22 protein-coding genes and 3 tRNA genes are annotated in these 19,809 nt (G+C 71.4%); 18 read left to right on the top strand and 7 right to left on the bottom strand.

The annotated features are described in order from the left end of the window. Nucleotides 1-10: 10 nt before the first annotated feature. Nucleotides 11-610 (top strand): DNA-3-methyladenine glycosylase I, encoded by a 600-nt coding sequence (locus C7S10_RS02370; protein ID WP_108342784.1) that lies wholly within the window; start codon nt 11-13, stop codon nt 608-610. On the opposite strand, the gene eda is transcribed toward C7S10_RS02370, so the two are convergent. The 3 genes from eda to zwf are packed head-to-tail and all read right to left on the bottom strand — an operon-like array spanning nt 599 to nt 4,579. Further along, the gene (gene eda, locus C7S10_RS02365) at nt 599-1,225 is read right to left on the bottom strand and encodes a bifunctional 4-hydroxy-2-oxoglutarate aldolase/2-dehydro-3-deoxy-phosphogluconate aldolase (protein WP_108342783.1); all 627 of its coding nucleotides are present in this window, start codon (nt 1,223-1,225) and stop codon (nt 599-601) included. The two genes, C7S10_RS02370 and eda, sit on opposite strands and share 12 nt — an antisense overlap. Next, on the bottom strand, nt 1,209-3,089 hold the full coding sequence (gene edd, locus C7S10_RS02360) for a phosphogluconate dehydratase (RefSeq protein WP_108342782.1): 1,881 nt from the start codon (nt 3,087-3,089) through the stop codon (nt 1,209-1,211). The genes eda and edd overlap by 17 nt, the downstream gene beginning before the upstream one ends. Further along, the gene (gene zwf, locus C7S10_RS02355) at nt 3,086-4,579 is read right to left on the bottom strand and encodes a glucose-6-phosphate dehydrogenase (protein WP_108342781.1); all 1,494 of its coding nucleotides are present in this window, start codon (nt 4,577-4,579) and stop codon (nt 3,086-3,088) included. The genes edd and zwf overlap by 4 nt, the downstream gene beginning before the upstream one ends. Nucleotides 4,580-4,671: 92 nt before the next feature. Here zwf and C7S10_RS02350 point away from each other — a divergent pair, with 92 nt between their 5' ends. From C7S10_RS02350 to C7S10_RS02315, 8 genes are all read left to right on the top strand, one after another. After that, nucleotides 4,672-5,871, top strand: coding sequence for an ROK family transcriptional regulator (locus C7S10_RS02350; RefSeq protein ID WP_108343275.1), 1,200 nt, complete (start codon nt 4,672-4,674; stop codon nt 5,869-5,871). Between the two features lie 41 nt (nt 5,872-5,912). Continuing rightward, nucleotides 5,913-7,310 carry an amidase gene (locus tag C7S10_RS02345; RefSeq protein WP_108342780.1) on the top strand — a complete coding sequence of 466 codons (1,398 nt, stop codon included), beginning with the start codon at nt 5,913-5,915 and terminating at the stop codon, nt 7,308-7,310. A gap of 60 nt (nt 7,311-7,370) precedes the next feature. Next, nucleotides 7,371-7,443: transfer RNA gene (locus tag C7S10_RS02340), tRNA-Thr, on the top strand. 44 nt (nt 7,444-7,487) lie between these two features. Beyond that, nucleotides 7,488-7,561, top strand: a tRNA-Met gene (locus tag C7S10_RS02335). A 39-nt stretch (nt 7,562-7,600) separates the two neighbouring features. Further along, nucleotides 7,601-7,771: a 50S ribosomal protein L33 gene (gene rpmG / locus C7S10_RS02330; protein WP_028654832.1), complete on the top strand. Its 171-nt coding sequence runs from the start codon at nt 7,601-7,603 to the stop codon at nt 7,769-7,771. 74 nt (nt 7,772-7,845) lie between these two features. Further along, nucleotides 7,846-8,244, top strand: coding sequence for an FAS1-like dehydratase domain-containing protein (locus C7S10_RS02325; protein WP_108342779.1), 399 nt, complete (start codon nt 7,846-7,848; stop codon nt 8,242-8,244). Continuing rightward, the gene (locus tag C7S10_RS02320) at nt 8,241-8,642 is read left to right on the top strand and encodes a MaoC/PaaZ C-terminal domain-containing protein (protein WP_108342778.1); all 402 of its coding nucleotides are present in this window, start codon (nt 8,241-8,243) and stop codon (nt 8,640-8,642) included. Before C7S10_RS02325 ends, C7S10_RS02320 begins: the two co-directional genes overlap by 4 nt. After that, nucleotides 8,635-9,675 (top strand): UDP-N-acetylmuramate dehydrogenase, encoded by a 1,041-nt coding sequence (locus tag C7S10_RS02315; RefSeq protein ID WP_108342777.1) that lies wholly within the window; start codon nt 8,635-8,637, stop codon nt 9,673-9,675. The genes C7S10_RS02320 and C7S10_RS02315 overlap by 8 nt, the downstream gene beginning before the upstream one ends. Nucleotides 9,676-9,678: 3 nt before the next feature. Here C7S10_RS02315 and C7S10_RS02310 read toward each other — a convergent pair whose 3' ends face one another. Together C7S10_RS02310 and C7S10_RS02305 are read right to left on the bottom strand one after the other, a co-directional pair. Next, nucleotides 9,679-10,383: a DUF4190 domain-containing protein gene (locus C7S10_RS02310; protein ID WP_108342776.1), complete on the bottom strand. Its 705-nt coding sequence runs from the start codon at nt 10,381-10,383 to the stop codon at nt 9,679-9,681. Next, the gene (locus tag C7S10_RS02305) at nt 10,380-11,417 is read right to left on the bottom strand and encodes an adenosine deaminase (protein ID WP_108342775.1); all 1,038 of its coding nucleotides are present in this window, start codon (nt 11,415-11,417) and stop codon (nt 10,380-10,382) included. The genes C7S10_RS02310 and C7S10_RS02305 overlap by 4 nt, the downstream gene beginning before the upstream one ends. A gap of 155 nt (nt 11,418-11,572) precedes the next feature. Here C7S10_RS02305 and C7S10_RS02300 point away from each other — a divergent pair. The 5 genes from C7S10_RS02300 to rplA all read left to right on the top strand — a co-directional run bounded on the left by C7S10_RS02300 (nt 11,573) and on the right by rplA (nt 14,170). Continuing rightward, nucleotides 11,573-11,645: transfer RNA gene (locus C7S10_RS02300), tRNA-Trp, on the top strand. Between the two features lie 42 nt (nt 11,646-11,687). Further along, nucleotides 11,688-11,942, top strand: a complete 255-nt coding sequence (secE, locus tag C7S10_RS02295) for a preprotein translocase subunit SecE (protein ID WP_243395155.1) — start codon at nt 11,688-11,690, stop codon at nt 11,940-11,942. Between the two features lie 79 nt (nt 11,943-12,021). Next, nucleotides 12,022-12,867 carry a transcription termination/antitermination protein NusG gene (gene nusG / locus C7S10_RS02290; RefSeq protein WP_108342773.1) on the top strand — a complete coding sequence of 282 codons (846 nt, stop codon included), beginning with the start codon at nt 12,022-12,024 and terminating at the stop codon, nt 12,865-12,867. A gap of 71 nt (nt 12,868-12,938) precedes the next feature. After that, nucleotides 12,939-13,367: a 50S ribosomal protein L11 gene (gene rplK / locus C7S10_RS02285; protein WP_108342772.1), complete on the top strand. Its 429-nt coding sequence runs from the start codon at nt 12,939-12,941 to the stop codon at nt 13,365-13,367. A gap of 83 nt (nt 13,368-13,450) precedes the next feature. Beyond that, on the top strand, nt 13,451-14,170 hold the full coding sequence (rplA, locus tag C7S10_RS02280) for a 50S ribosomal protein L1 (RefSeq protein WP_108342771.1): 720 nt from the start codon (nt 13,451-13,453) through the stop codon (nt 14,168-14,170). 602 nt (nt 14,171-14,772) lie between these two features. Here the strand turns inward: rplA and C7S10_RS02275 are convergent. Continuing rightward, complete coding sequence (locus C7S10_RS02275; RefSeq protein WP_108342770.1) at nt 14,773-15,771, bottom strand: DnaB-like helicase C-terminal domain-containing protein; 999 nt, start codon at nt 15,769-15,771, stop codon at nt 14,773-14,775. Between the two features lie 113 nt (nt 15,772-15,884). Between C7S10_RS02275 and C7S10_RS02270 the strand changes: the two genes are divergently transcribed. The 4 genes from C7S10_RS02270 to C7S10_RS02255 all read left to right on the top strand — a co-directional run bounded on the left by C7S10_RS02270 (nt 15,885) and on the right by C7S10_RS02255 (nt 19,192). Continuing rightward, nucleotides 15,885-16,757, top strand: coding sequence for an SCO4651 family lipoprotein (locus C7S10_RS02270; protein ID WP_108342769.1), 873 nt, complete (start codon nt 15,885-15,887; stop codon nt 16,755-16,757). A gap of 274 nt (nt 16,758-17,031) precedes the next feature. After that, a complete protein-coding gene (gene rplJ, locus C7S10_RS02265) occupies nt 17,032-17,703 on the top strand; it encodes a 50S ribosomal protein L10 (protein WP_108342768.1) in 672 nt (223 codons plus the stop codon). A 99-nt stretch (nt 17,704-17,802) separates the two neighbouring features. Further along, entirely contained in the window at nt 17,803-18,198 is a 396-nt protein-coding gene (gene rplL / locus C7S10_RS02260; RefSeq protein WP_108342767.1) for a 50S ribosomal protein L7/L12, read from the top strand. Nucleotides 18,199-18,385: 187 nt separating this feature from the next. Then, nucleotides 18,386-19,192, top strand: a complete 807-nt coding sequence (locus tag C7S10_RS02255) for a methylenetetrahydrofolate reductase (protein WP_207769197.1) — start codon at nt 18,386-18,388, stop codon at nt 19,190-19,192. Here C7S10_RS02255 and C7S10_RS02250 read toward each other — a convergent pair. After that, nucleotides 19,189-19,761: a DUF1638 domain-containing protein gene (locus tag C7S10_RS02250; protein WP_207769196.1), complete on the bottom strand. Its 573-nt coding sequence runs from the start codon at nt 19,759-19,761 to the stop codon at nt 19,189-19,191. The genes C7S10_RS02255 and C7S10_RS02250 overlap by 4 nt on opposite strands. Between the last annotated feature and the right edge of the window lie 48 nt (nt 19,762-19,809).

Here is a 19,809-nt window from a genome sequence, read left to right as displayed (position 1 = left end):
GGATGGCGGCATGGCCGGACCGGTGATCGGGGACGACGGAGTCGCACGCTGCCCGTGGGGAGCGGGTGATCCTGTCAACCTCGCCTACCACGACACCGAGTGGGGGATGCCGGTCGACGGCGAGGCCGCCCACCTCGAGCGGCTGACCCTCGAGGCGTTCCAGTCGGGTCTGTCCTGGCTGACGATCCTCAACAAGCGCCCGGCGTTCCGCGAGGTCTTCGCCGGCTTCGACGCCGACGTCGTCGCGGGCTTCGACGAGGCCGACACCGAGCGACTGATGGCGGAGCCGCGCATCGTGCGCAACCGGCGCAAGATCGACGCCGCCGTCGCCAACGCGCGGGCGACCGTCGCGCTGCGCGAGCAGGGCGGGCTCGTCGACTTCCTCTGGTCGTTCCGTCCCGACGAGACGCCGGCCCCGCGCGACACCGCCGAGATGGCCACCACCAGCGCCGAGAGCATCGCGCTCAGCAGGGCGCTGAAGAAGATCGGCTTCGCCCACGTCGGCCCGACGACGATGTATGCCCTGATGGAGGCCATCGGGATCGTCGACGACCACCTCGTCGGCTGCCACCGCCGCGGCAGCAGCGGGGTCTGGGCGTCAGCCCAGTGAGGCCGCCGCCCGTGCGAGCTCGGTGACCCGCGCCCAGTCGCCGGCCGCCAGCGCGTCCTTCGGGGTCAGCCACGAGCCGCCGACGCACCCGACGTTGGGCAGGGCGAGGTAGGACCCGGCGCTCGCCGCGGTGATGCCGCCGGTCGGGCAGAAGCGCGCCGCCGGCAGCGGCGAGGCGATCGAGGAGAGGTACGCCGCTCCGCCGGACGCCTCCGCCGGGAAGAACTTCATCTCGGTGAAGCCCGCCTCGAGCACGGCCATCGCCTCCGACACGGTCGCGGTGCCGGGCAGGAACGGCAGCCCGGAGTCGGACATCGCGGACAGCAGCGCCGGCGTGCAGCCGGGGGAGACGAGGAACTGCGCCCCGGCGTCGTGGGCCTGCTTCACCTGGCCCGGGGTCACGATCGTGCCGGCGCCGACGAGGATCTCCGGCACCTCACGGGCGATCGCCTCGATCGCGTCGAGCGCGACCGGGGTGCGCAGGGTCAGCTCGATCACCGGCACCCCACCCTCGACGAGGGCGCGGGCGACCGGCACGGCGTGCGCCAGGTCGTCGACGACGACGACCGGGACGACCGGGACGAGGGACAACAGGGAGTCATGCGTGCTGGGCAACGGGGCTCTCCTCGGTGGGGGCGGGCAGGGGTCGGATCACGCTGGCGCCGGTCTCGGCCGAGCCGACGATGGCGCGGAAGCCGGCGAAGAGCTCACGGCCGGTGCCGGCCCACTCCACGTCGTACGGCGCACGGCCGGTCGTCGGGCGGTGCTCGAACTCCTCCTCCGAGACGGCGATCTCGAGCACCCCGGTCTCGGCGTCGACCGTGACGAGGTCGCCGTCGAGCACCCGCGCCAGCGGGCCGCCGAGCGCCGACTCCGGCGTCACGTGGATCGCGGCGAGGACCTTGCCGGAGGCTCCGGACATGCGACCGTCGGTGACGACGGCGACCCGCTGCCCGCGGTCCTGCAGCACCCCGAGCGCGGGCATCAGCTTGTGCAGCTCGGGCATCCCGTTGGCGGCCGGACCCTGGTAGCGGATCACGGCGACGAGGTCGCGGCCGTCGAGGCGCCCCTCGGCGAAGGCGGCCAGGAAGTCGGCCTGGTCGTCGAACACCATCGCGGGCGCGGTGACGACGCGGTGCTCGGCCTTGACCGCGGAGGTCTTGACGACCGCGCGTCCGAGCCGGCCCGAGAGCATGCGGAGTCCGCCGTCGGGGGCGAACGGGTCGTCAGCCGGGCGGAGGACGGTCGTGTCGAGTGACGACTTCGGGCCTTCCTCCCACACGACCTTCTCGCCGTCGAGGCGCGCCTCGTGCGTGTGCCGCCACAGGCCGCGACCCGACACCGTGAGCACGTCGTCGTGGAGGTAGCCGTGCTTGAGCAGCGTGTGGATCAGGAACGGCGTCCCGCCGGCGGCGGCGAAGTGGTTCACGTCCGCCGTGCCGTTGGGATAGATCCGGGTCAGCAGCGGCACCGCCGCCGACAGGTCGGACAGGTCGTCCCACGTCAGCGTGATGCCGGCCGCGGCCGCGATCGCGACCAGGTGCATCGTGTGGTTGGTCGAGCCGCCGGTCGCGAGCAGCGCGACGCACGCGTTGACCACCGACTTCTCGTCCACGAGGTGGCCGACCGGGGTCGGCTCGCCACCGGCGGCGGTGATCGCCACGGCGCGCTCGCCGGCCGCGCGGTCGAGCGCGGCGCGGAGCGGGGTGCCGGGGTTGGTGAAGGTCGCGTCGGGCAGGTGCAGGCCCATCACCTCCATCAGCATCTGGTTGCTGTTGGCGGTGCCGTAGAACGTGCAGGTGCCGGCCGAGTGGTAGGACCTCGACTCGGCCTCGAGCAGCTCCTCGCGCCCGACCTTGCCCTCGGCGTAGAGCTGGCGCACCCGCGCCTTCTCGCCGTTGGGCAGCCCGGAGGTCATCGGCCCGGCCGGCACGAAGACCGTCGGCAGGTGGCCGAAGGACAGCGCGCCGATCAGCAGACCGGGCACGATCTTGTCGCAGACGCCGAGCATGATCGCGGCGTCGAACATGTCGTGCGAGAGCGCCACCGCGGTCGACATCGCGATCAGGTCGCGGCTGAAGAGCGAGAGCTCCATGCCCGCGCGGCCCTGGGTGATGCCGTCGCACATCGCGGGCACGCCGCCGGCGAACTGGGCGAGACCGCCGGCCTTCACGATCGACTTCTTCAGCACCTCCGGCACGTCGCGGAAGGGCTGGTGGGCGGAGAGCATGTCGTTGTACGACGACACGATCGCCACGTTCGGCTTGCGGCCCGACCTCAGGCCGGCCTTGGTCGGCTCGTCAGCGGCGGCGAAGCCGTGCGCGAGGTTGGCGCAGGCCAGTCGGCCACGGGCCGGGCCGGACTCGGTGGCCGCGGCGACACGGGCGAGGTAGGCGCTGCGGGTGCCGGCGCTGCGGCGCGTGATGCGCTCGGTCACCGCGGCGACGGTGGGGTCCAGGGTGGGGCGTGAGGTGCTCATTCGATTCCGGTCTCCTGCCAGGATCGGCCGTCGCGCTCGAGGAGCGTGTTGGCGGCGAAGGGTCCGTGCGTGCCGGCGGGGTAGCGCCGGGGTCGGTGGGTCGGCTCCGACCAGCGTTCGAGGATCGGGGCCACCCAGGTCCAGGCGGCCTCGACCTCGTCGCGCCGCATGAACAGGGTGGTGTTGCCGCGGACGACGTCCATGAGGAGCCGCTCGTAGGCGTCGGGGGAGCGCTGGCCGAAGGCGGTGGCGTAGCTCAGGTCGAGCGAGACGGGGCGCAGGCGGATGCCGCCGGGGCCGGGCTCCTTGGCCGTCATGTGCAGGCGCATGCCCTCGTCGGGTTGCACCCGGATGTGCAGGCGGTTGGCCTCGCTGGTGCCCTCGCTGTGCGGGAACATCGGGTGCGGCGGCTCCTTGAAGACCACGACGATCTCCGAGAGCCGCTCCGACATCCGCTTGCCGGTCCGCAGGTAGAACGGCACGCCCGCCCAGCGCCAGTTCTGCACCTCGGTCTTGATCGCCACGAAGGTCTCGGTGTCGCTCGTGTGGCCGACCTCGTCGGCGTACGACGGCGCGGCCGCCCCGTCGCACAGGCCGGCGGCGTACTGCCCGGCCACGGTGTCGCGGTCGACGAGGTCGGGAGTCATCGGGCGCAGCGCCTGGAGCACCTTGAGCTTCTCGTCGCGCACGGTCTCGCGGTCGACGTACGTCGGCGGCTCCATCGCGACGAGGCACAGCAGCTGGAGCAGGTGGTTCTGCACCATGTCGCGCAGCGCGCCGGAGCGGTCGTAGTAGGAGCCGCGCTCGCCGACGCCGAGCGACTCCGAGACCGTGATCTGCACGTGGTCGACCCAGTGGCTGTTCCACAGCGGCTCGAGGAAGGTGTTGGCGAAGCGCGTGACCAGCAGGTTCTGGACGCTCTCCTTGCCGAGGTAGTGGTCGATGCGGAAGATGTGCGACTCGTCGAAGACGCGGCCGACGGCCTCGTTGACGGCGCGGGCGGTGGCCAGGTCGGTGCCGACCGGCTTCTCCAGCACCACGCGCGAGCGCTCGGTGGCCAGCCCGAACTGGTCCAGGTGGTCGCAGATGGGCCCGAAGAGGGCAGGGGCGACGGCGAGGTAGAAGACGCGGATGACGTCGTCGGAGGCCGCGCCGTCCTTGAGCCGCTCGTGGAGCCGGTGCCAGTCGGCGACGTCCTCCACGTCGAGCGTGACGTGGTGGAGGCGGCCCAGCAGGCGGCGTACGACCGTGGCGTCGAGCTCGTCGCTCGGCACGTGCTCGACCAGCGCGGCCTCGACCATCACGCGGTAGCCCTCGTCGTCGGCCTCGGCCCGGGAGACGCCGACGATGCGGAACCCGTCGGGCAGCTGGCCGTCGCGGTCGCGGAGGTAGAGGGCGGGGAGGAGCTTGCGCAGGGCCAGGTCGCCGGTGCCGCCGAAGACGGTGAAGTCACAGGGCTCGACCGGCGTCGCGGCGGTGGATCCGTTCATGGGAGACCACGGTACGGAGGGTTATGGTCTTGCACAACCGAACTTCAGTATTTCTCAGACATAAGTGATCGGATGCTTGAATGCGCGGCACCATGCCTCCTCTCGCCGCCTCCCCGCCGTCACCGGCCGGGGCCACCGCGGGCGAGGTGCTGCACCTGATCCGGTCGGGCCGGGCGTCGACGCGCGGCGAGCTCGTGCGACTCACCGGTCTCTCGCGTACGGCGGTGGGCGCGCGCCTCTCCGCGCTCGTCGCCGCCGGCCTGGTGCTCGAGGGCGACGAGGAGTCCGCCACCGGCGGCCGGCCGGCCGCCACCCTGGTCCTCAACCGGGACGCCGGGCTCGTGCTCGCGGTCGCGATCGGCCGCAGCCGCTCGCAGACCTCGGTCTCCGCGCTCGACGGCACCGAGCTCGCCTCGACCAGCCACGACCAGGAGGTCGGGCTCGGCCCCGACGTGCTGATGCCGGTCATCGCCGAGCACCTCGCGCGGATGCTGGCCGACCTCGGCCGCAGCGGCGACGAGGTGGTCGGGATCGGGGTCTCCGTCTCCGGCGCCGTCGACCGCTGGCGCGGAGTGAGCGTCGACTCGCCCGCTCTCGCCGGCTGGGACGGCGTCCCGCTGGCGCCCTACCTCGCCTCCGTGTCCGCCGCCCCGCTCGTCATCGACAACGACTGCAACGTGATGGCGCTGTCCGAGCGCGACCACCTCGTCGGCGAGGGCGACGACGTGCTCGTGCTCAAGGCGTCGACCGGCATCGGGCTCGGCATCATCGCGGAGGGTCGCCTGGTCCGCGGCCACGGCGGCGTGGCCGGCGAGCTCGGCCATGTGAAGGTCGCGGCCGCCGAGGGGTTGCGCTGCCGGTGCGGCGACACCGGCTGCCTGGAGGCGGTCGCCGGCGGCTGGGCGTTGGTGCAGCGCCTTCGCGAGGTCGGCCAGGAGGTCGACCACGTGCGCGACCTGGTGGCCCGCGCCGTGGGCGGCGACGGCTCCGCCCGCGCGATCGTGCGCCAGTCCGGTCGCCACGTCGGCGAGGCGCTGGCCGCCACCGTGACGGTCCTCAACCCCCGCGCGATCGTGGTCGGCGGCGACATGGCCGGCGCCTTCGACACCTTCGCGGCCGGGCTCCGCGAAGGCCTCTTCCCGGCGACCACGGCGATGGCCGGGCGCGACCTGCAGCTGCTGCCCTCGACGTACGGCGATCGCGCCGGCCTGGTCGGGTGCGTGCGCCTGGCGCTGGAGTCGGTGCTGTCGCCGGCGGCCGTCGACGCCGGCCTGTCCGGCCGGCGTCCCTGACGCTTCCCCCGGGGCCGGGCGTGGGCCTAGGTTCTCCCGTCATGACGCGCGTGCACGCCTTCGCCGACGATGCCCTGCAGGACCTCGACGCGGTCGGGCTGGTGCAGGCCCTGCACGACGGCCTGCCGGTCGTGGACGTGGTCGAGGCGGCGATCGCGCGGGCGCAGGCGGTGGACGCCGACCTCGGGGCGTTGGCCCACGAGGCGTTCGACCGGGCCCGCGCCGAGGCGCGATCGCCGCGGCCGGGCTTCTTCGCCGGTGTGCCGACCTTCGTCAAGGACAACGTCGACGTGGCGGGCCTCCCCACGCAGCAGGGGACCGACGCGTTCGTCGCCCGGCCGAGCAAGGTCGACGGCGACTTCGCCCGGATGTACCTCGCGACCGGTCTGGTCCCGCTCGGCAAGACCCAGCTCTCGGAGTTCGGCTTCAACGCGGCCGCCGACCACGCCCGGCTCGGCGCCGTCCGCACGCCGTGGCACCTCGACCACTACGCCGGGGCGTCGTCCGCCGGCTCGGCCGCGTTCGTGGCCGCCGGTGTCGTCCCGATCGCGCACGCCAACGACGGCGGCGGGTCGATCCGCATCCCGGCGAGCGTCAACGGCCTGGTCGGCCTGAAGCCGACCCGCGACCGGCTCGCGCAGGACAAGGCGATGCGCGACATGCCCGTGCGGATCGTCTCCGACGGCGTGCTGACCCGGTCGGTGCGCGACACCGCCGCCTTCTTCCGCGAGGCCGAGAAGGTCTTCCGGCACCCGCGCCTGGCTCCGATCGGCGACATCACCCGACCGGGTCGGGCCCGGCTCCGCATCGCGGTGGTGACGAAGGGGATCGGTCGCGAGAGCAGTCCCGAGGTCGCCGAGCTCACCCTCGAGACCGCGTCGCTGCTCGAGTCGCTCGGGCACCGGGTGGAGGAGATCGACCCGCCGGTGCCCGACTCGTTCGTCGACGACTTCCTGCTCTACTGGGGCTCGCTGGCCATGTTCATCGTCCGCACCGGCCGGATGTCGTTCGGCCCCAGCTGGGACCCGAGCAGGCTGGACAACCTCACCCTCGGGCTCGACCGGCACACCCGCCGCAACCTGCACCGGCTGCCTCGCGCGATCGCCCGGATCGGGGCCAGCAAGCGCCTCGCGGCGCGCCACCACGCGACGTACGACGTGACGCTCAGCCCGACCCTCGCGACCGCGACCCCCCGCGTCGGGCACCTCTCGGCGAGCGCCGACTACGACCAGGTCATGGAGCGGCTGCTCGACTGGGTGGCGTTCACGCCGCTCGCCAACGCGACCGGCGAGCCGGCGATCTCGCTGCCGCTGGCGACCACCTCGACAGGCCTGCCGCAGGGGATGATGCTGGGCGCCGGACGGGGTCGCGAGGCCCGTCTGCTGGAGCTGGCGTACGAGCTGGAGGAGGCCGCTCCGTGGCCCAGGATCCAGGACTGAGACGAGCCCACGAAGGCGATTTCAGTTCCCGCTGGGGCGTGTGTATTCTTCTCCGTCGTTGCCCCTTTAGCTCAGTCGGCAGAGCGTCTCCATGGTAAGGAGAAGGTCTACGGTTCGATTCCGTAAAGGGGCTCTGGGTTGGAGTCCCGCGTAGTCTCAGCGTGACACTTGCCTGGCGGCGGGGTAGCTCAGGTGGTTAGAGCACACGGCTCATAATCGTGGTGTCGCGGGTTCGAGTCCCGCCCCCGCTACCGAACAGCCTCGAATCACAAGCAACCGAAGGACATCCCGTGGCCAGCAAGAGCTCTGACGTTCGCCCCAAGATCACGCTCGCGTGCGTCGACTGCAAGGAGCGGAACTACATCACCAAGAAGAACCGCCGCAACGACCCCGACCGCATCGAGCTGTCGAAGTTCTGCCCGCGCTGCCGCAAGCACACCGCGCACCGCGAGACGCGCTGATCGACTTCTTCTCGAAGACCCGCCAGGACTCCTGGCGGGTCTTCGTCGTTCCCGGGGTCCTCTAGGCTCGACCCATGCCGGTCGATCAGTCCCTCGTGGGACGCGAGTTCCCACCGACGAGCCAGCGCGAGGTCACCCGTGAGCACGTCGACGCCTTCGCGTCCGCGCTCGGCGCGGGCCCCGACGGCACCGTCCCGCCGACCTACCCGATCGTCCTGGCCTTCGACGCCATGAACGCCTTCCTCGCCGCCGAGCAGATCGACCTGTTCCGCATCATCCACGGCGAGCAGCGCTTCGCCTACGAGCGCCCGGTCCGCGTCGGTGACCGGCTCACGGCCACCCTCACGGTCGCCTCGCTCCGCCAGATCGGCGGGGCCGACATCATCGGCACCAGCAGCCTGATCCACGACGCCGACGGCTCCCTCGTGTGTACGGCGAAGGCGACCCTGGTCCACACGGGAGGCGCGTCATGACCGCCGACCTGACGCCCGGCGACACCTTCGACCCGGTCACCTTCCCGCTCACCCGGGCCGACCTCGTCGCCTACGCCGAGGCGAGCGGCGACCCCAACCCGATCCACCAGGACGAGGACGTCGCGCGCAGCGTCGGCCTGCCCGGCGTGATCGCCCACGGCATGCTCACCCTCGGCCTGGCCGGGCGCGCGGTCGCGAGCTGGACCGACGGGGCCGAGGTCGTCGAGCTCGGCTGCAAGTTCACCAACCCGGTCGTCGTCCCCGCCACCGGCTCGGTCGACGTCGTGGTCGGCGGCAGCGTCAAGAAGGTCGAGGACGGGCTGGCCACCCTCGCCCTCGAGGTGACGTGCGACGGCGAGAAGGTCCTCGGCATGCCGAAGGCAGTCGTGCGTGCCTGACCTGCTCGCCGACCACACCACGCTGCGGCTCGGCGGTCCGGCCCGCGACTGGGTGCGCGCGACGACCGAGCAGGAGCTGGTCGACGCCGTCTCCGCCGCCGACGCCGCGGGCACACCCGTGCTGGTCCTCGGCGGAGGGTCCAACCTCGTCGTCGCCGACACCGGGTTCGACGGGCTCGTGGTCGAGGTCGCGACGTCCGGCATCACGCCGGACACCGACGACACCGACGGGGTCTGCGGCGGGGTGCTGGTGCGGGTGGCCGCCGGCGAGACGTGGGACGACCTCGTCGCCACTGCCGTCGAGCGGGGCTGGGTCGGCATCGAGGCCCTCTCCGGCATCCCCGGCAGCGTCGGGGCCACCCCGATCCAGAACGTCGGCGCCTACGGCCAGGAGGTGTCGCAGACGATCGCCTCGGTCCGCGTCTGGGACCGCCGGCTCAACGGGATCCGCACCTTCGCCGCCGCCGACTGCGGCTTCGGCTACCGCCACTCGCGCTTCAAGGCCGACGCCGGCCGCCACGTGGTGCTGAGCGTCGACTTCCAGCTGCCCGCCGGCGCCCTGGGGGCACCGGTCGCCTACGCCGAGCTCGCGCGCACCCTCGGGGTCGAGGCGGGCGAGCGGGCGCCGCTCGCATCCGTGCGCGACGCCGTGCTCGGCCTGCGCGCCGGCAAGGGCATGGTGCTCGACGCCGACGACCACGACACCTGGAGCGCCGGGTCGTTCTTCACCAACCCGTTCCTGAGCGCCGAGCAGGCCGACGCGCTGCCCGCCGACGCGCCGCGCTGGCCACAGCCCGACGGGACGACCAAGACCAGTGCCGCCTGGCTGATCGAGCGGGCGGGGTTCGGAAAGGGCTTCGACGTCGGCGGCCCGGCCTCGCTGTCCACCAAGCACACCCTGGCCCTCACCAACCGCGGGGGAGCGAGCACCGACGACCTCCTCGCCCTTGCCCGCGCGGTCCGCGACGGGGTCGAGCGGGCCTTCGGAGTACGCCTCGTCAACGAGCCCGTGCTCGTCGGCTGCGAGCTCTGAGGCTCAGAAGCTCGAGTTGCTGTAGCCGTTCTCGGAGTCGTAGGTGAAGTCGCTGCTCGTGTCACTGACGGCGACGGCGAGGCCGATGAAGACGATGATGCCCACGACGATCAGGGCGAGCAGCGCGGTGCCGATCATTCCCATGATCCGCCCGGCCTGCGCCTGGTCGCGGCCGGTGTAGCGACCCGGGTTGGCGTCGATCTCCTTGACCGCGCGGCCGCCGATCATCCAGGCGAACGGCGCCAGCACGATCGGCAGGCCACACACGAACATGCCGCCGAGGGCGCCGATGCCGAGCACCATCGCGGTGGTCGCCGATGGGTGCGACGCGGCCATCGGGCCGCCGTAGCCGGGAGCGCCGTAGGCCGGCTGGCCGTAGGGCACCTGCCCGTACGGCGCCTGGCCGTAGGGGGCCTGGCCGTAGGGGGCCTGGCCGTACGGGGCCTGGCCGTAGGGGGCCTGGCCGTAGGGCGTCTGGCCGTACGGCGCGGAGCTCGGCTCGCCGTACGGCGGCTGGTCCTGCGACGCGGACGGGTCGGTCTGGCCCGAGGGGGCGGCGGGCTGCGGCTGGCCGTACGGCGCGTAGGGGGCGTACGGCGCGTCGGGCGCCGGCGACGGCTCCTGGCCGTACGGCTGCGTGGGAGCAGGCTGCTCCGGCTTCGGCCAGTTGGGGTCGTAGGGGTTGCTCGGCGGCTCGGGTGGCGTCACCGCGGCATCATCTCAGGAGGAGCGGCCAGCCAGTCGTCGATTTCGCGAGTTGCCTGCGCGACGAGCTCCGCGGGTGCGCGGGAGGCGGCGAACGAGCTGCGCGCCAGCCCGGCCAGGGTCGCGTCGTCGAGCTCGTGGGCGGCCCGCATGGTGGCGTACTGCCCCGCCAGCCGTGAGCCGAAGAGCAGCGGGTCGTCGGCGCCGAGCGCGATCGTGGCGCCGGCCGCGATGAGCTGGGGGAGCGGCACCGAGGTGAGGTCGGAGTAGACCCCGAGCGCGACGTTGGAGACGGGGCAGACCTCCAGTGCGACGCCGGCCCCCACGATCCGGTCGAGCAGCTCGGGGTCCTCGGCGGCCCGCACCCCGTGACCGAGGCGGTCGGCGTGCAGCTCGTCGAGGCACACCCGGATGTGCTCCGGCCCGAGCAGCTCGCCGCCGTGCGGCGCCAGCAGCAGCCCCGCCCGCTCGGCGATCGCGAACGCGCCGGCGAACTCGCTCGTCCGCCCGCGCCGCTCGTCGTTCGAGAGCCCGAAGCCGACCACGCCCCGCCCGGCGTACTGACCCGCGAGGCGGGCCAGCGTCCGTGCGTCGAGCGGGTGACGGGTGCGGTTGGCGGCGATCACCACGGCGATCGCGAGGCCCGTGCGCTCCGAGGCGTCGCGCACGCAGTCCAGGACGAGGTCGGTGAAGGCGGTGATGCCGCCGAACCGCGCGGCGTAGCCACTCGGGTCGACCTGGATCTCGAGCCACCGTCCCCCGTCGGCGACGTCGTCCTCCGCGGCCTCGAGCACGAGGCGGCGTACGTCGTCGGGCGTGCGCAGCACGGATCGTGCGACGTCGTAGAGGCGCTGGAACCTGAACCAGCCCTTCTCGTCCGCCGCCGAGAGCCGCGGTGGCCAGTCCTCGACGAGGCTGTCGGGCAGTGCGATGCCGTCGCGCTCGGCGAGCTCCAGCAGGGTCGCGTGCCGCATCGACCCGGTGAAGTGGAGGTGGAGGTGGGCCTTCGGGAGCGTGCGCACGTCCCGATGAGCCATGCCGTGCATCCTAAACAGGCTGATCGGGGCCGGTCCGGGTGCGCCGCCGGTTCGACGCCGCTGGGTGGCCTTGCGTATGCTTCCGGTTTGGTGGTTGAGCCACATGCTTCGTGCTGCCCGTCATCGGGCCGCCGGATCGTGGAGGTCGTCACCGGAGGGCACTAGCTCAACTGGCAGAGCATCGGTCTCCAAAACCGAAGGTTGGGGGTTCAAGTCCCTCGTGCCCTGCAAGACACACGGAACAGACGAGAACGAGAGATGGTGGCAGACGTGTCGGACTCCAGCGCGGTCCACGAGTCCCGCGAGGACTCGAACCGTGACGGTCAGCGCACCGGTCCGGCCACCTTCTACCGCCAGGTCGTCGCCGAGCTCCGTAAGGTCGTCTGGCCGACGCAGGAGCAGCTGATCACCTACTTCACGGTGGTCATGGTGTTCGTCCTCGTCATGATGGCGCTCGTCTCGGTCCTCGACCTGGCGTTCGGCAAGCTCGTCTTCGCCCTGTTCACCGGCAACTCCAGCCAGTGACCGCCCGCCGGTCCGCCGGCCGGGTCGACCAGTCCGTGTGACCACGTCACCAACCCACAGACAAAGTTCGGAGCACTACGTGTCGGATCAGTACGACTCCTCGGATGAGTACGAGGCCACTGACGCCCCCGAGGAGACCCCCGAGGACGCGGCAGCGGCCACCGAGGTGACCCCGGACCCCGAGGCCACCGACGAGGCCACCGACGAGGCGGCCGACGACGTGGCCGACGACGTGGCCGACGAGGCTGCGACTGACGAGGCGGCTGACGAGGACGCGACCGACGAGCCCGCCGACGACGACCCGCTCGAGGCCTTCCGCCGCGAGCTGTGGGCCAAGCCCGGCGACTGGTTCGTCGTGCACACCTACTCCGGCATGGAGAAGCGGGTCAAGCAGAACCTCGAGAACCGCATCATCTCCCTCAACATGGAGGACTACATCCACGAGATCGTGGTCCCCACCGAGGAGGTCGCGGAGATCAAGAACGGCCAGCGCAAGATGGTCACCCGCACCGTCCTGCCCGGCTACGTCCTGGTCCGCATGGACCTCACCGACGAGTCGTGGTCGGCCGTGCGCCACACGCCGTCGGTCACCGGCTTCGTCGGCCACAGCCACCAGCCCGTGCCGCTGAGCATGAGCGAGGTCGAGGACATGCTCGCCCCCGCCGTCGTCGCGGTCGCCGAGGCCGAGGCGGCCGCCGCCGCGGGCGACACGTCCGGACGCAGCCTGGCCACCGCCAAGAAGCCGGTCGAGGTGGCCGACTTCGACGTGTCCGACTCCGTCATGGTCGTCGACGGTCCGTTCGCCACGCTCCACGCGACGATCACCGAGATCAACGCCGAGTCCCAGAGGGTCAAGGCCCTCGTCGAGATCTTCGGCCGGGAGACCCCGGTCGAGCTGAGCTTCAGCCAGATCCAGAAGGTCTGAGCCCAGCAAACCGCAGCACGTGGCAGGGGATGCGTTCCCCGTCATGACCACACGAGAGAGAGAAACGAACCATGCCTCCCAAGAAGAAGATCGCTGCCCTGGTCAAGGTGCAGCTGCAGGCTGGCGCAGCAACTCCGGCTCCGCCGGTGGGTACCGCCCTCGGTCCCCACGGTGTGAACATCATGGACTTCTGCAAGGCCTACAACGCGCAGACCGAGTCGATGCGCGGCAACGTGATCCCCGTCGAGATCACGATCTACGAGGACCGGACGTTCGACTTCATCACGAAGACGCCGCCGGCCGCCGAGCTCATCAAGAAGGCCGCCGGCCTGAAGAAGGGTTCGGGTGTCCCGCACAAGGAGAAGGTCGGCAAGCTGACCAAGGACCAGGTGCGCGAGATCGCGACCACCAAGCTCCCCGACCTCAACGCCAACGACATCGAGGCCGCGATGAAGGTCGTCGAGGGCACCGCCCGGTCCATGGGCGTCACCGTCGACTGATCTCTCGCGTCCGCGAGCAACACCCGTGGCAGAGCCGCGCTGGCTCATTCACGACCACACACTTTTGAGATAAGAGGATTCCCATGCAGCGCAGCAAGACCTACCGCGCAGCGGCCGAGCAGTTCGACAAGGACGAGCTCTACGCCCCGCTGGCCGCCATCAAGATCGCCAAGACCGGCTCGAAGAAGAAGTTCGACGAGACCGTCGACGTCGTCATGCGCCTCGGCGTCGACCCCCGCAAGGCCGACCAGATGGTGCGAGGCACCGTCAACCTGCCCCACGGCACCGGCAAGACCGCCCGCGTCCTGGTGTTCGCCAACGCCGACAAGGCCGAGGCTGCCCGTGAGGCCGGCGCCGACTTCGTCGGTGGCGACGAGCTCATCGAGAAGGTCAACGGTGGCTGGCTCGACTTCGACGCCGTCGTCGCGACCCCCGACATGATGGGCAAGGTCGGTCGCCTCGGCCGCGTCCTCGGCCCGCGCTCGCTCATGCCCAACCCGAAGACCGGCACCGTGACGCCCGACGTCGCGAAGGCCGTCACCGACATCAAGGGCGGCAAGATCGAGTTCCGCGTGGACCGTCACGCCAACCTGCACTTCATCATCGGCAAGGCGTCCTTCGACGAGGCTCAGCTCGCGGAGAACTACGCCGCCGCCCTCGAGGAGGTGCTGCGTCTCAAGCCGGCCAGCTCCAAGGGCCGCTACATCAAGAAGGTCACCGTCTCCACGACCATGGGCCCCGGCGTCCAGGTCGACCCCAACCGCACCAAGAACGTCGCGGTCGAGGACGAGGCCCAGGCCTGAGCACCACCTGACTCATCGCAGTCGGCCCGGTCACCCCACGGTGGCCGGGCCGTCGGCATTTCGGGCGTACGGCGCTGGGCCGGCCCCGCGCCGTACCCCCGCCGCGGCGGTGGGTCAGCCACCTTCCGAGCGCGCGGAACGGGGGTCACGCACCGTCGCGGGCGTGTCGAGGACGCGACCGTTCTGCCAGCGGTGCGTCAGCCACAGTCTGGGCGCGCGGAACGTGGGTCACGCACCGCCGCCGGGAACGACGGGCACGCGACCGTTCTGCCAGCGGTGCGTCAGCCACCTTCCGAGCGCGCAGAACGTGGGTCACCCACCGTCGCGGGCGTGTCGAGGACGCGACCGTTCTGCCAGCGGTGGCCCAGCCACCGTCCGGGCGCGCGAAACGTGGGTCACCCACCGCCGCCGGGAACGACGGGCCGTACCCCCGCTGCCAGCGGTGGCCCAGCCACCGTCCGGGCGCGCGGAACGTGGGTCACCCACCGCCGCCGGGAACGACGGGCCGTACCCCCGCCGCGGCGGTGGCCCAGCCACATCCCGGCGCGCGCAGAATGTGGGTCACCCACCGCCGGGGGAGGGCGCAGCAGGGGGGAGGGTCGCTACTCGGTGTAGACGCGCTCGTCGACGAGCTTCTCGGCCACGAACTGCCCCTCGGCGATGAAGCGGCCGCACTCGAACTGCTTGCGGAACTCGACCTCGCCGCCGGTGCGCCCGGACCGGTTCTTCTCGATCGTCATGACCGACCAGTCCTTGTAGGTGCCCCCGTTGTTGGAGCCGTACATCAGGTGGTGGCGCGCGACCACGTCGGCCTTGTTGCTCAGGATCAGCACGACGTCGGCCTCGTAGGCCAGGGAGGTGGAGCCGCGCATGTTGCGCGCGCGCATGCGGGTGCCGGGCTCGAGGCCGGCTCGGTCGGAGGCGGAGATCGCGATGACGGGGCACTGGAACTCGATGCCGAGGTCCTTGAGGCCGGCCGCGACGCGGGTGACCTGCTCCTCCTCGCTGAGGTGGTCGGGCATCGAGATCTTCTGCAGGTAGTCGATCACCACGAGCGGAGGCACGCCCTGCTCGGCCAGCACGTCCTTCATGGCGCCGGCGATCACGTCGAGCGTCGTGTGGGTGCTGGTGGAGCGGTGGATGTAGAGCTGGGGGGCCCAGTGCGTGACCGCGGTCAGCGCGTCGATGCCACCGGCGTGCCGGCCGAGTCGCTCCGGCAGCCCGCCGCCGGCGGCGTCCGTCGCCTCGAACGCGGCCCGCACCTCGCGCACGGTCAGCGAGGTCGGGCGCGCGGAGCGCTCGGCGGCCTCGGCCGAGACCATCTTCTGCAGCAGCGTCTCCGCCTCGAGCTCGAACGACACGAAGAGGACCGGTCGCCCGGCGCGCGCGGACTGGCGGGCCATCTGCAGCGCGAAGGTCGTCTTGCCCTCACCCTGGGCGCCGGCCAGCAGGTTCAGGGTCCCGGCGCGCAGCCCGCCGCCGAGCTCCTCGTCGAGGAGGGGGAAACCGGTCTGCCACAGGTCCGCCGCTGCCTCGGGGTCCAGGAGGCGTCGGTCGACGCGCTCGAGCACGTCACTCGCAGCGGAGAGCTTCGGGTCCACCGTCGGATTTCAGCACAGGGGAGCGGCTCCCCGCGGGCAAACGCCATTTCTGGTCCTCGGGGGAGCGTAGGCAAGGATGATGCCTAGACCACCCACCACGTGAAGGAGCCACCATGGCCCGCTCGTCCCTGGCTCGCCGGCTCGGCGCTGCCTCCCTGCTCACCACCCTGGTCCTCACGTCGGCGTCGTGCGGAGGCGACACCGACTCGAAGGCCACGGACGCCTCGTCCAGCAGCGACTCGTCGCAGTCCGACGACACGACCGACGAGACGACCGACGACACGACCGAGGAGGCCTCGGGCGACCTCGAGGAGCTCTCGGCCGACGAGTTCTACCCCGCCGTCATGTCGGCGATGCAGGACGCCGGCTCGATGGCGTTCAGCATCACCACGACCGGCGGCCCGGCGGCCACCGAGATGGCCGGCACGATGGAGTACGGCGACGACGGCGTCCAGATGCAGGCGAGCAGCACCGGCGCCCAGGCCATGGAGATCGTGCTGCTCGACAAGACCATGTACATCTCCGGCGCCGGCATGCCGCTGCCCGAGGGCAAGACGTGGCTCAAGGTCGACCTGTCCGACCCCGACAGCCTCTTCGGCCAGATCGGCAAGTCCACCGACCCCAGCTTCATGTTCAAGGCGATGGAGGCGCCCAAGGAGTTCGAGCTCGTCGGCACCGAGGAGATCGACGGCGAGCCGACCAACCACTACAACGTGGTGATGGACACCGCCACCTACGCCGAGGCGCTCGAGCTGCCGGCCGAGGTCTCGAAGTTCATGCCGAAGGAGATCGCCATGGAGATGTGGGTCGACGGCGACAACCGCCCGCGCCAGTTCCGCCAGGAGCTCGAGCTCCCCGACATGACGGGTGGCAGCAAGACCACGAAGTCCGTCACCGAGGGCAAGTACTTCGACTTCGGCACCGACGTCGAGATCGAGGAGCCCCCGGCCGACGAGGTCGCCGACAACGTGCCCGGCCTGAGCTGAGCACGCCCTTCGCCGTACGTCGAGCGGCCGGTCCTCCCGGGGACCGGCCGCTCGATTTGGCCGGTCGGCGCGAGCGCCGTACTGTTCATCCCTGAAACCAAAGACCGCCGGTTGTTCGAAGGACATCAGTCCCGAGATCGAAGGTTCCGCTCACGCGGACGGCCAGCGCAGGTGGGAGCCAGATCCGCGTCGTGCGGGTCCACGCCCCGAGCCTGTGCTCGGGGCGTTCGTCATGTACGGGCCCTGGCCGGTGGTCACATCCGGAAGGAGACCCATGGCGCGGGCAGAAAAGACTGCTGCCGTTGCGGAGATCGTCGACTCGTTCAACGACGCCGCCGGTGCTGTGCTGACCGAGTACCGCGGTCTCACCGTGAAGCAGCTGCAGGAACTGCGGCGCTCCCTCGGCGAGAACGCCAACTACGCCGTGGTCAAGAACACGCTGGCCAAGATCGCCGCCACCGAGGTGGGCATCGAAGGCTTCGACGACCTGCTGACCGGCCCCACCGCCATCGCCTTCATCAATGGAGACGTGGTCGAGGCCGCCAAGGGTCTGCGTGACTTTGCCAAGGCAAACCCCGCCCTCGTCATCAAGGGCGGTGTCCTGGACGGCAAGTCCCTCGACGCCTCCGAGGTCGCCAAGCTGGCCGACCTCGAGTCGCGTGAGGTGCTGCTGGGCAAGCTCGCGGGCGGCATGCTCGCCTCGCTGTCCCAGGCCGTCTACCTCCTCAACGCCCCGCTCGCCCAGGCTGCCCGGCTCGCCGGCGCCCTGGAGGCGAAGGCGACCGAGGACCCCTCGATCCTCGCGGGTGGTGCCGGCACGCCGGCCGCTGCCGAGGAGACCCCGGCCGCCGAGGAAGCCGCCCCCGCCGAGGAGGTCGAGGCACCTGCTGCCGAGGCCGAGACCGTCGAGGCTGCTGACGAGGCGACCGAGTCCACCGACGCCTGACCTGACCGGCGAGAGCCGGGCCACCAGGCCGACGTACACCACCTGAAACCCACCGACCCGCGTCCAGGCGCAGGTCACAGATCGAAAGGATCCGCCACCATGGCGAAGCTGACCACCGTCGAGCTGCTCGACGCGTTCAAGGAAATGACCCTCATCGAGCTCTCCGAGTTCGTGAAGCAGTTCGAGGAGACCTTCGGCGTGACCGCCGCTGCCCCCGTCGCCGTGGCCGCCGCTCCGGCCGCCGGTGGTGCCGCCGGTGGCGACGCCGCCGCCGCCGAGGAGAAGGACGACTTCGAGGTCGTCCTCGAGGCCGCCGGCGACAAGAAGATCAACGTCATCAAGGAGGTGCGCGCCCTGACCTCCCTCGGTCTGAAGGAGGCCAAGGACCTCGTCGAGGCCGCCCCCAAGACGATCCTCGAGAACGCCAACAAGGAGACCGCTGACAAGGCGAAGGAGGCCCTCGAGGCCGCCGGCGCCACCGTCACCGTCAAGTGACGACTCGTTAGTCGCTCCACCAGCTCCACCCCGAGGGGCGGTCACCGTGAGGTGGCCGCCCCTCGTGCCATTTCCGACCCTGTCGGCGGCGTCGTGGACCGACTACAGTGAGGGGCATCCCGGTGCGCATCACGAAATGAGTTGCTTCATGCGCAACAAGCGAACGACGGACACGATGGTCCGACTCTTGGAGCAGGCACGCTACGAAGTGCTGCCGACAGCCACGACCGAGGACAAGGTGCTCCAGCACCTGCCGCGCGACCGGGCGATCACGGTCACCGCGTCGCCGAGCAAGGGACTGGCGGCGACGCTGGACCTGTCCGAGAGCCTCGCCGGGCACGGGTACGTCGTCGTGCCGCACCTCGCGGCCCGGATGATCAGCGGGCGCACCGAGCTCGCCGAGATCGCCGAGCGACTCGTCGGCAAGGGCATCACCAGCGTCTTCGTCCCCGGCGGCGACGCCGAGGCGGTCGGTGACTATCCCGACGCGCTCGCACTCCTCGAGGACCTCCAGGTGCTCGGGCGACCGTTCACGCACGTGGGCATCACCGGCTATCCCGAGTCGCACCCCTCGATCCACGACGACCTGACCGTGCAGTCGATGTGGGACAAGCGGCGCCACGCGACCCACATCGTCAGCAACCTGACCTTCGACCCCGCCGGCGTCCGCGACTGGCTGCGCCGGCTGCGGGCGCGCGGCGTCACCATGCCCGTCCTGCTCGGGATGCCCGGCCCGGTCGAGCGCACCAAGCTGCTCGGCATGGCCACCAAGATCGGGGTCGGTGAGTCCACCAAGTTCCTGGCCAAGAACAAGGGGCTCTTCGCCCGCCTGGCGGCGCCCGGAGGCTTCACCGGCGAGTCGTTCCTGGAGAAGTGCGCCCCTGCGCTGGGCGAGGAGGGGGCGTTCGTCGAGGGCCTGCACGTCTTCACCTTCAACCAGGTCGCCGAGACCGAGGCGTGGCGCACCCAGCTCCTGGAGGACCTGCGGAGCTAGCCGCCCACGAGGTCGGCCAGCGCCTGCTCGAGGCCGCGGTCGCCCGTCTCGACGACCGTGAGCGGCAGCCCGATGCTCGCGGCGGCGTCCTGCGCCAGCGCCCGCAGCTCGTCGTCGGGCTCCTGGGCCAGCCACACCATCCGGGTGTAGGAGCCGAAGTAGGTGTCACGCAGCTCGGGGTAGCGATCGAGCCCGAGCTCGCGCACGACCGTGCGGGCGAAGGAGCGCGCGAGGAAGTCGGTGAGCAGGTAGGTCCCGGGCTGCTCGTCGAAGAACCGCTCGAGCCGGGACGGGCCGGCGAACACGTCGTAGCAGTGCAGGCCCGGCAGGCGTCCGATGCCGAGCTCGCGGCACACGTCGTCGAGCGCGCCGTACGTCCCGCAGTCGGCATAGCCGACGACCACGCGGTCGTACGTCGACGCGAGCCCGAGCGCCAGGGTGCGGACCTCACCGGCGATCCGCTCGGGGTGGTTGTGCAGCAGTGGCGGCAGCGGGTGCACGTCGACCGGCCAGTCGCGCCGGTCCACGATCGCCGACACCGGCTGGGCGATCGCGCCGCACGCGATCACCGCGACGCGACCGGTGCGATCAGCCGTCGCCCTTCGAGACGGTTGCTG

The organism is Nocardioides currus (assembly GCF_003057875.1).
Classification (GTDB): domain Bacteria; phylum Actinomycetota; class Actinomycetes; order Propionibacteriales; family Nocardioidaceae; genus Nocardioides; species Nocardioides currus.
This window is presented reverse-complemented; position numbering and strand designations above follow the sequence as displayed.

Bases quoted from the DNA above. Each gene is read 5' to 3' on its own strand.
- C7S10_RS02320 (WP_108342778.1), top strand. From the start codon at position 8,241: ATGACCGCCGACCTGACGCCCGGCGACACCTTCGACCCGGTCACCTTC.
- rplK (WP_108342772.1), top strand. From the start codon at position 12,939: ATGCCTCCCAAGAAGAAGATCGCTGCCCTGGTCAAGGTGCAGCTGCAG.
- rplJ (WP_108342768.1), top strand. From the start codon at position 17,032: ATGGCGCGGGCAGAAAAGACTGCTGCCGTTGCGGAGATCGTCGACTCG.
- C7S10_RS02350 (WP_108343275.1), top strand. From the start codon at position 4,672: ATGCCTCCTCTCGCCGCCTCCCCGCCGTCACCGGCCGGGGCCACCGCG.
- C7S10_RS02370 (WP_108342784.1), top strand. From the start codon at position 11: ATGGCCGGACCGGTGATCGGGGACGACGGAGTCGCACGCTGCCCGTGG.
- C7S10_RS02345 (WP_108342780.1), top strand. From the start codon at position 5,913: ATGACGCGCGTGCACGCCTTCGCCGACGATGCCCTGCAGGACCTCGAC.
- C7S10_RS02305 (WP_108342775.1), bottom strand. From the start codon at position 11,417: ATGGCTCATCGGGACGTGCGCACGCTCCCGAAGGCCCACCTCCACCTC.
- rplL (WP_108342767.1), top strand. From the start codon at position 17,803: ATGGCGAAGCTGACCACCGTCGAGCTGCTCGACGCGTTCAAGGAAATG.
- C7S10_RS02270 (WP_108342769.1), top strand. From the start codon at position 15,885: ATGGCCCGCTCGTCCCTGGCTCGCCGGCTCGGCGCTGCCTCCCTGCTC.
- edd (WP_108342782.1), bottom strand. From the start codon at position 3,089: ATGAGCACCTCACGCCCCACCCTGGACCCCACCGTCGCCGCGGTGACC.
- zwf (WP_108342781.1), bottom strand. From the start codon at position 4,579: ATGAACGGATCCACCGCCGCGACGCCGGTCGAGCCCTGTGACTTCACC.
- C7S10_RS02325 (WP_108342779.1), top strand. From the start codon at position 7,846: ATGCCGGTCGATCAGTCCCTCGTGGGACGCGAGTTCCCACCGACGAGC.
- rplA (WP_108342771.1), top strand. From the start codon at position 13,451: ATGCAGCGCAGCAAGACCTACCGCGCAGCGGCCGAGCAGTTCGACAAG.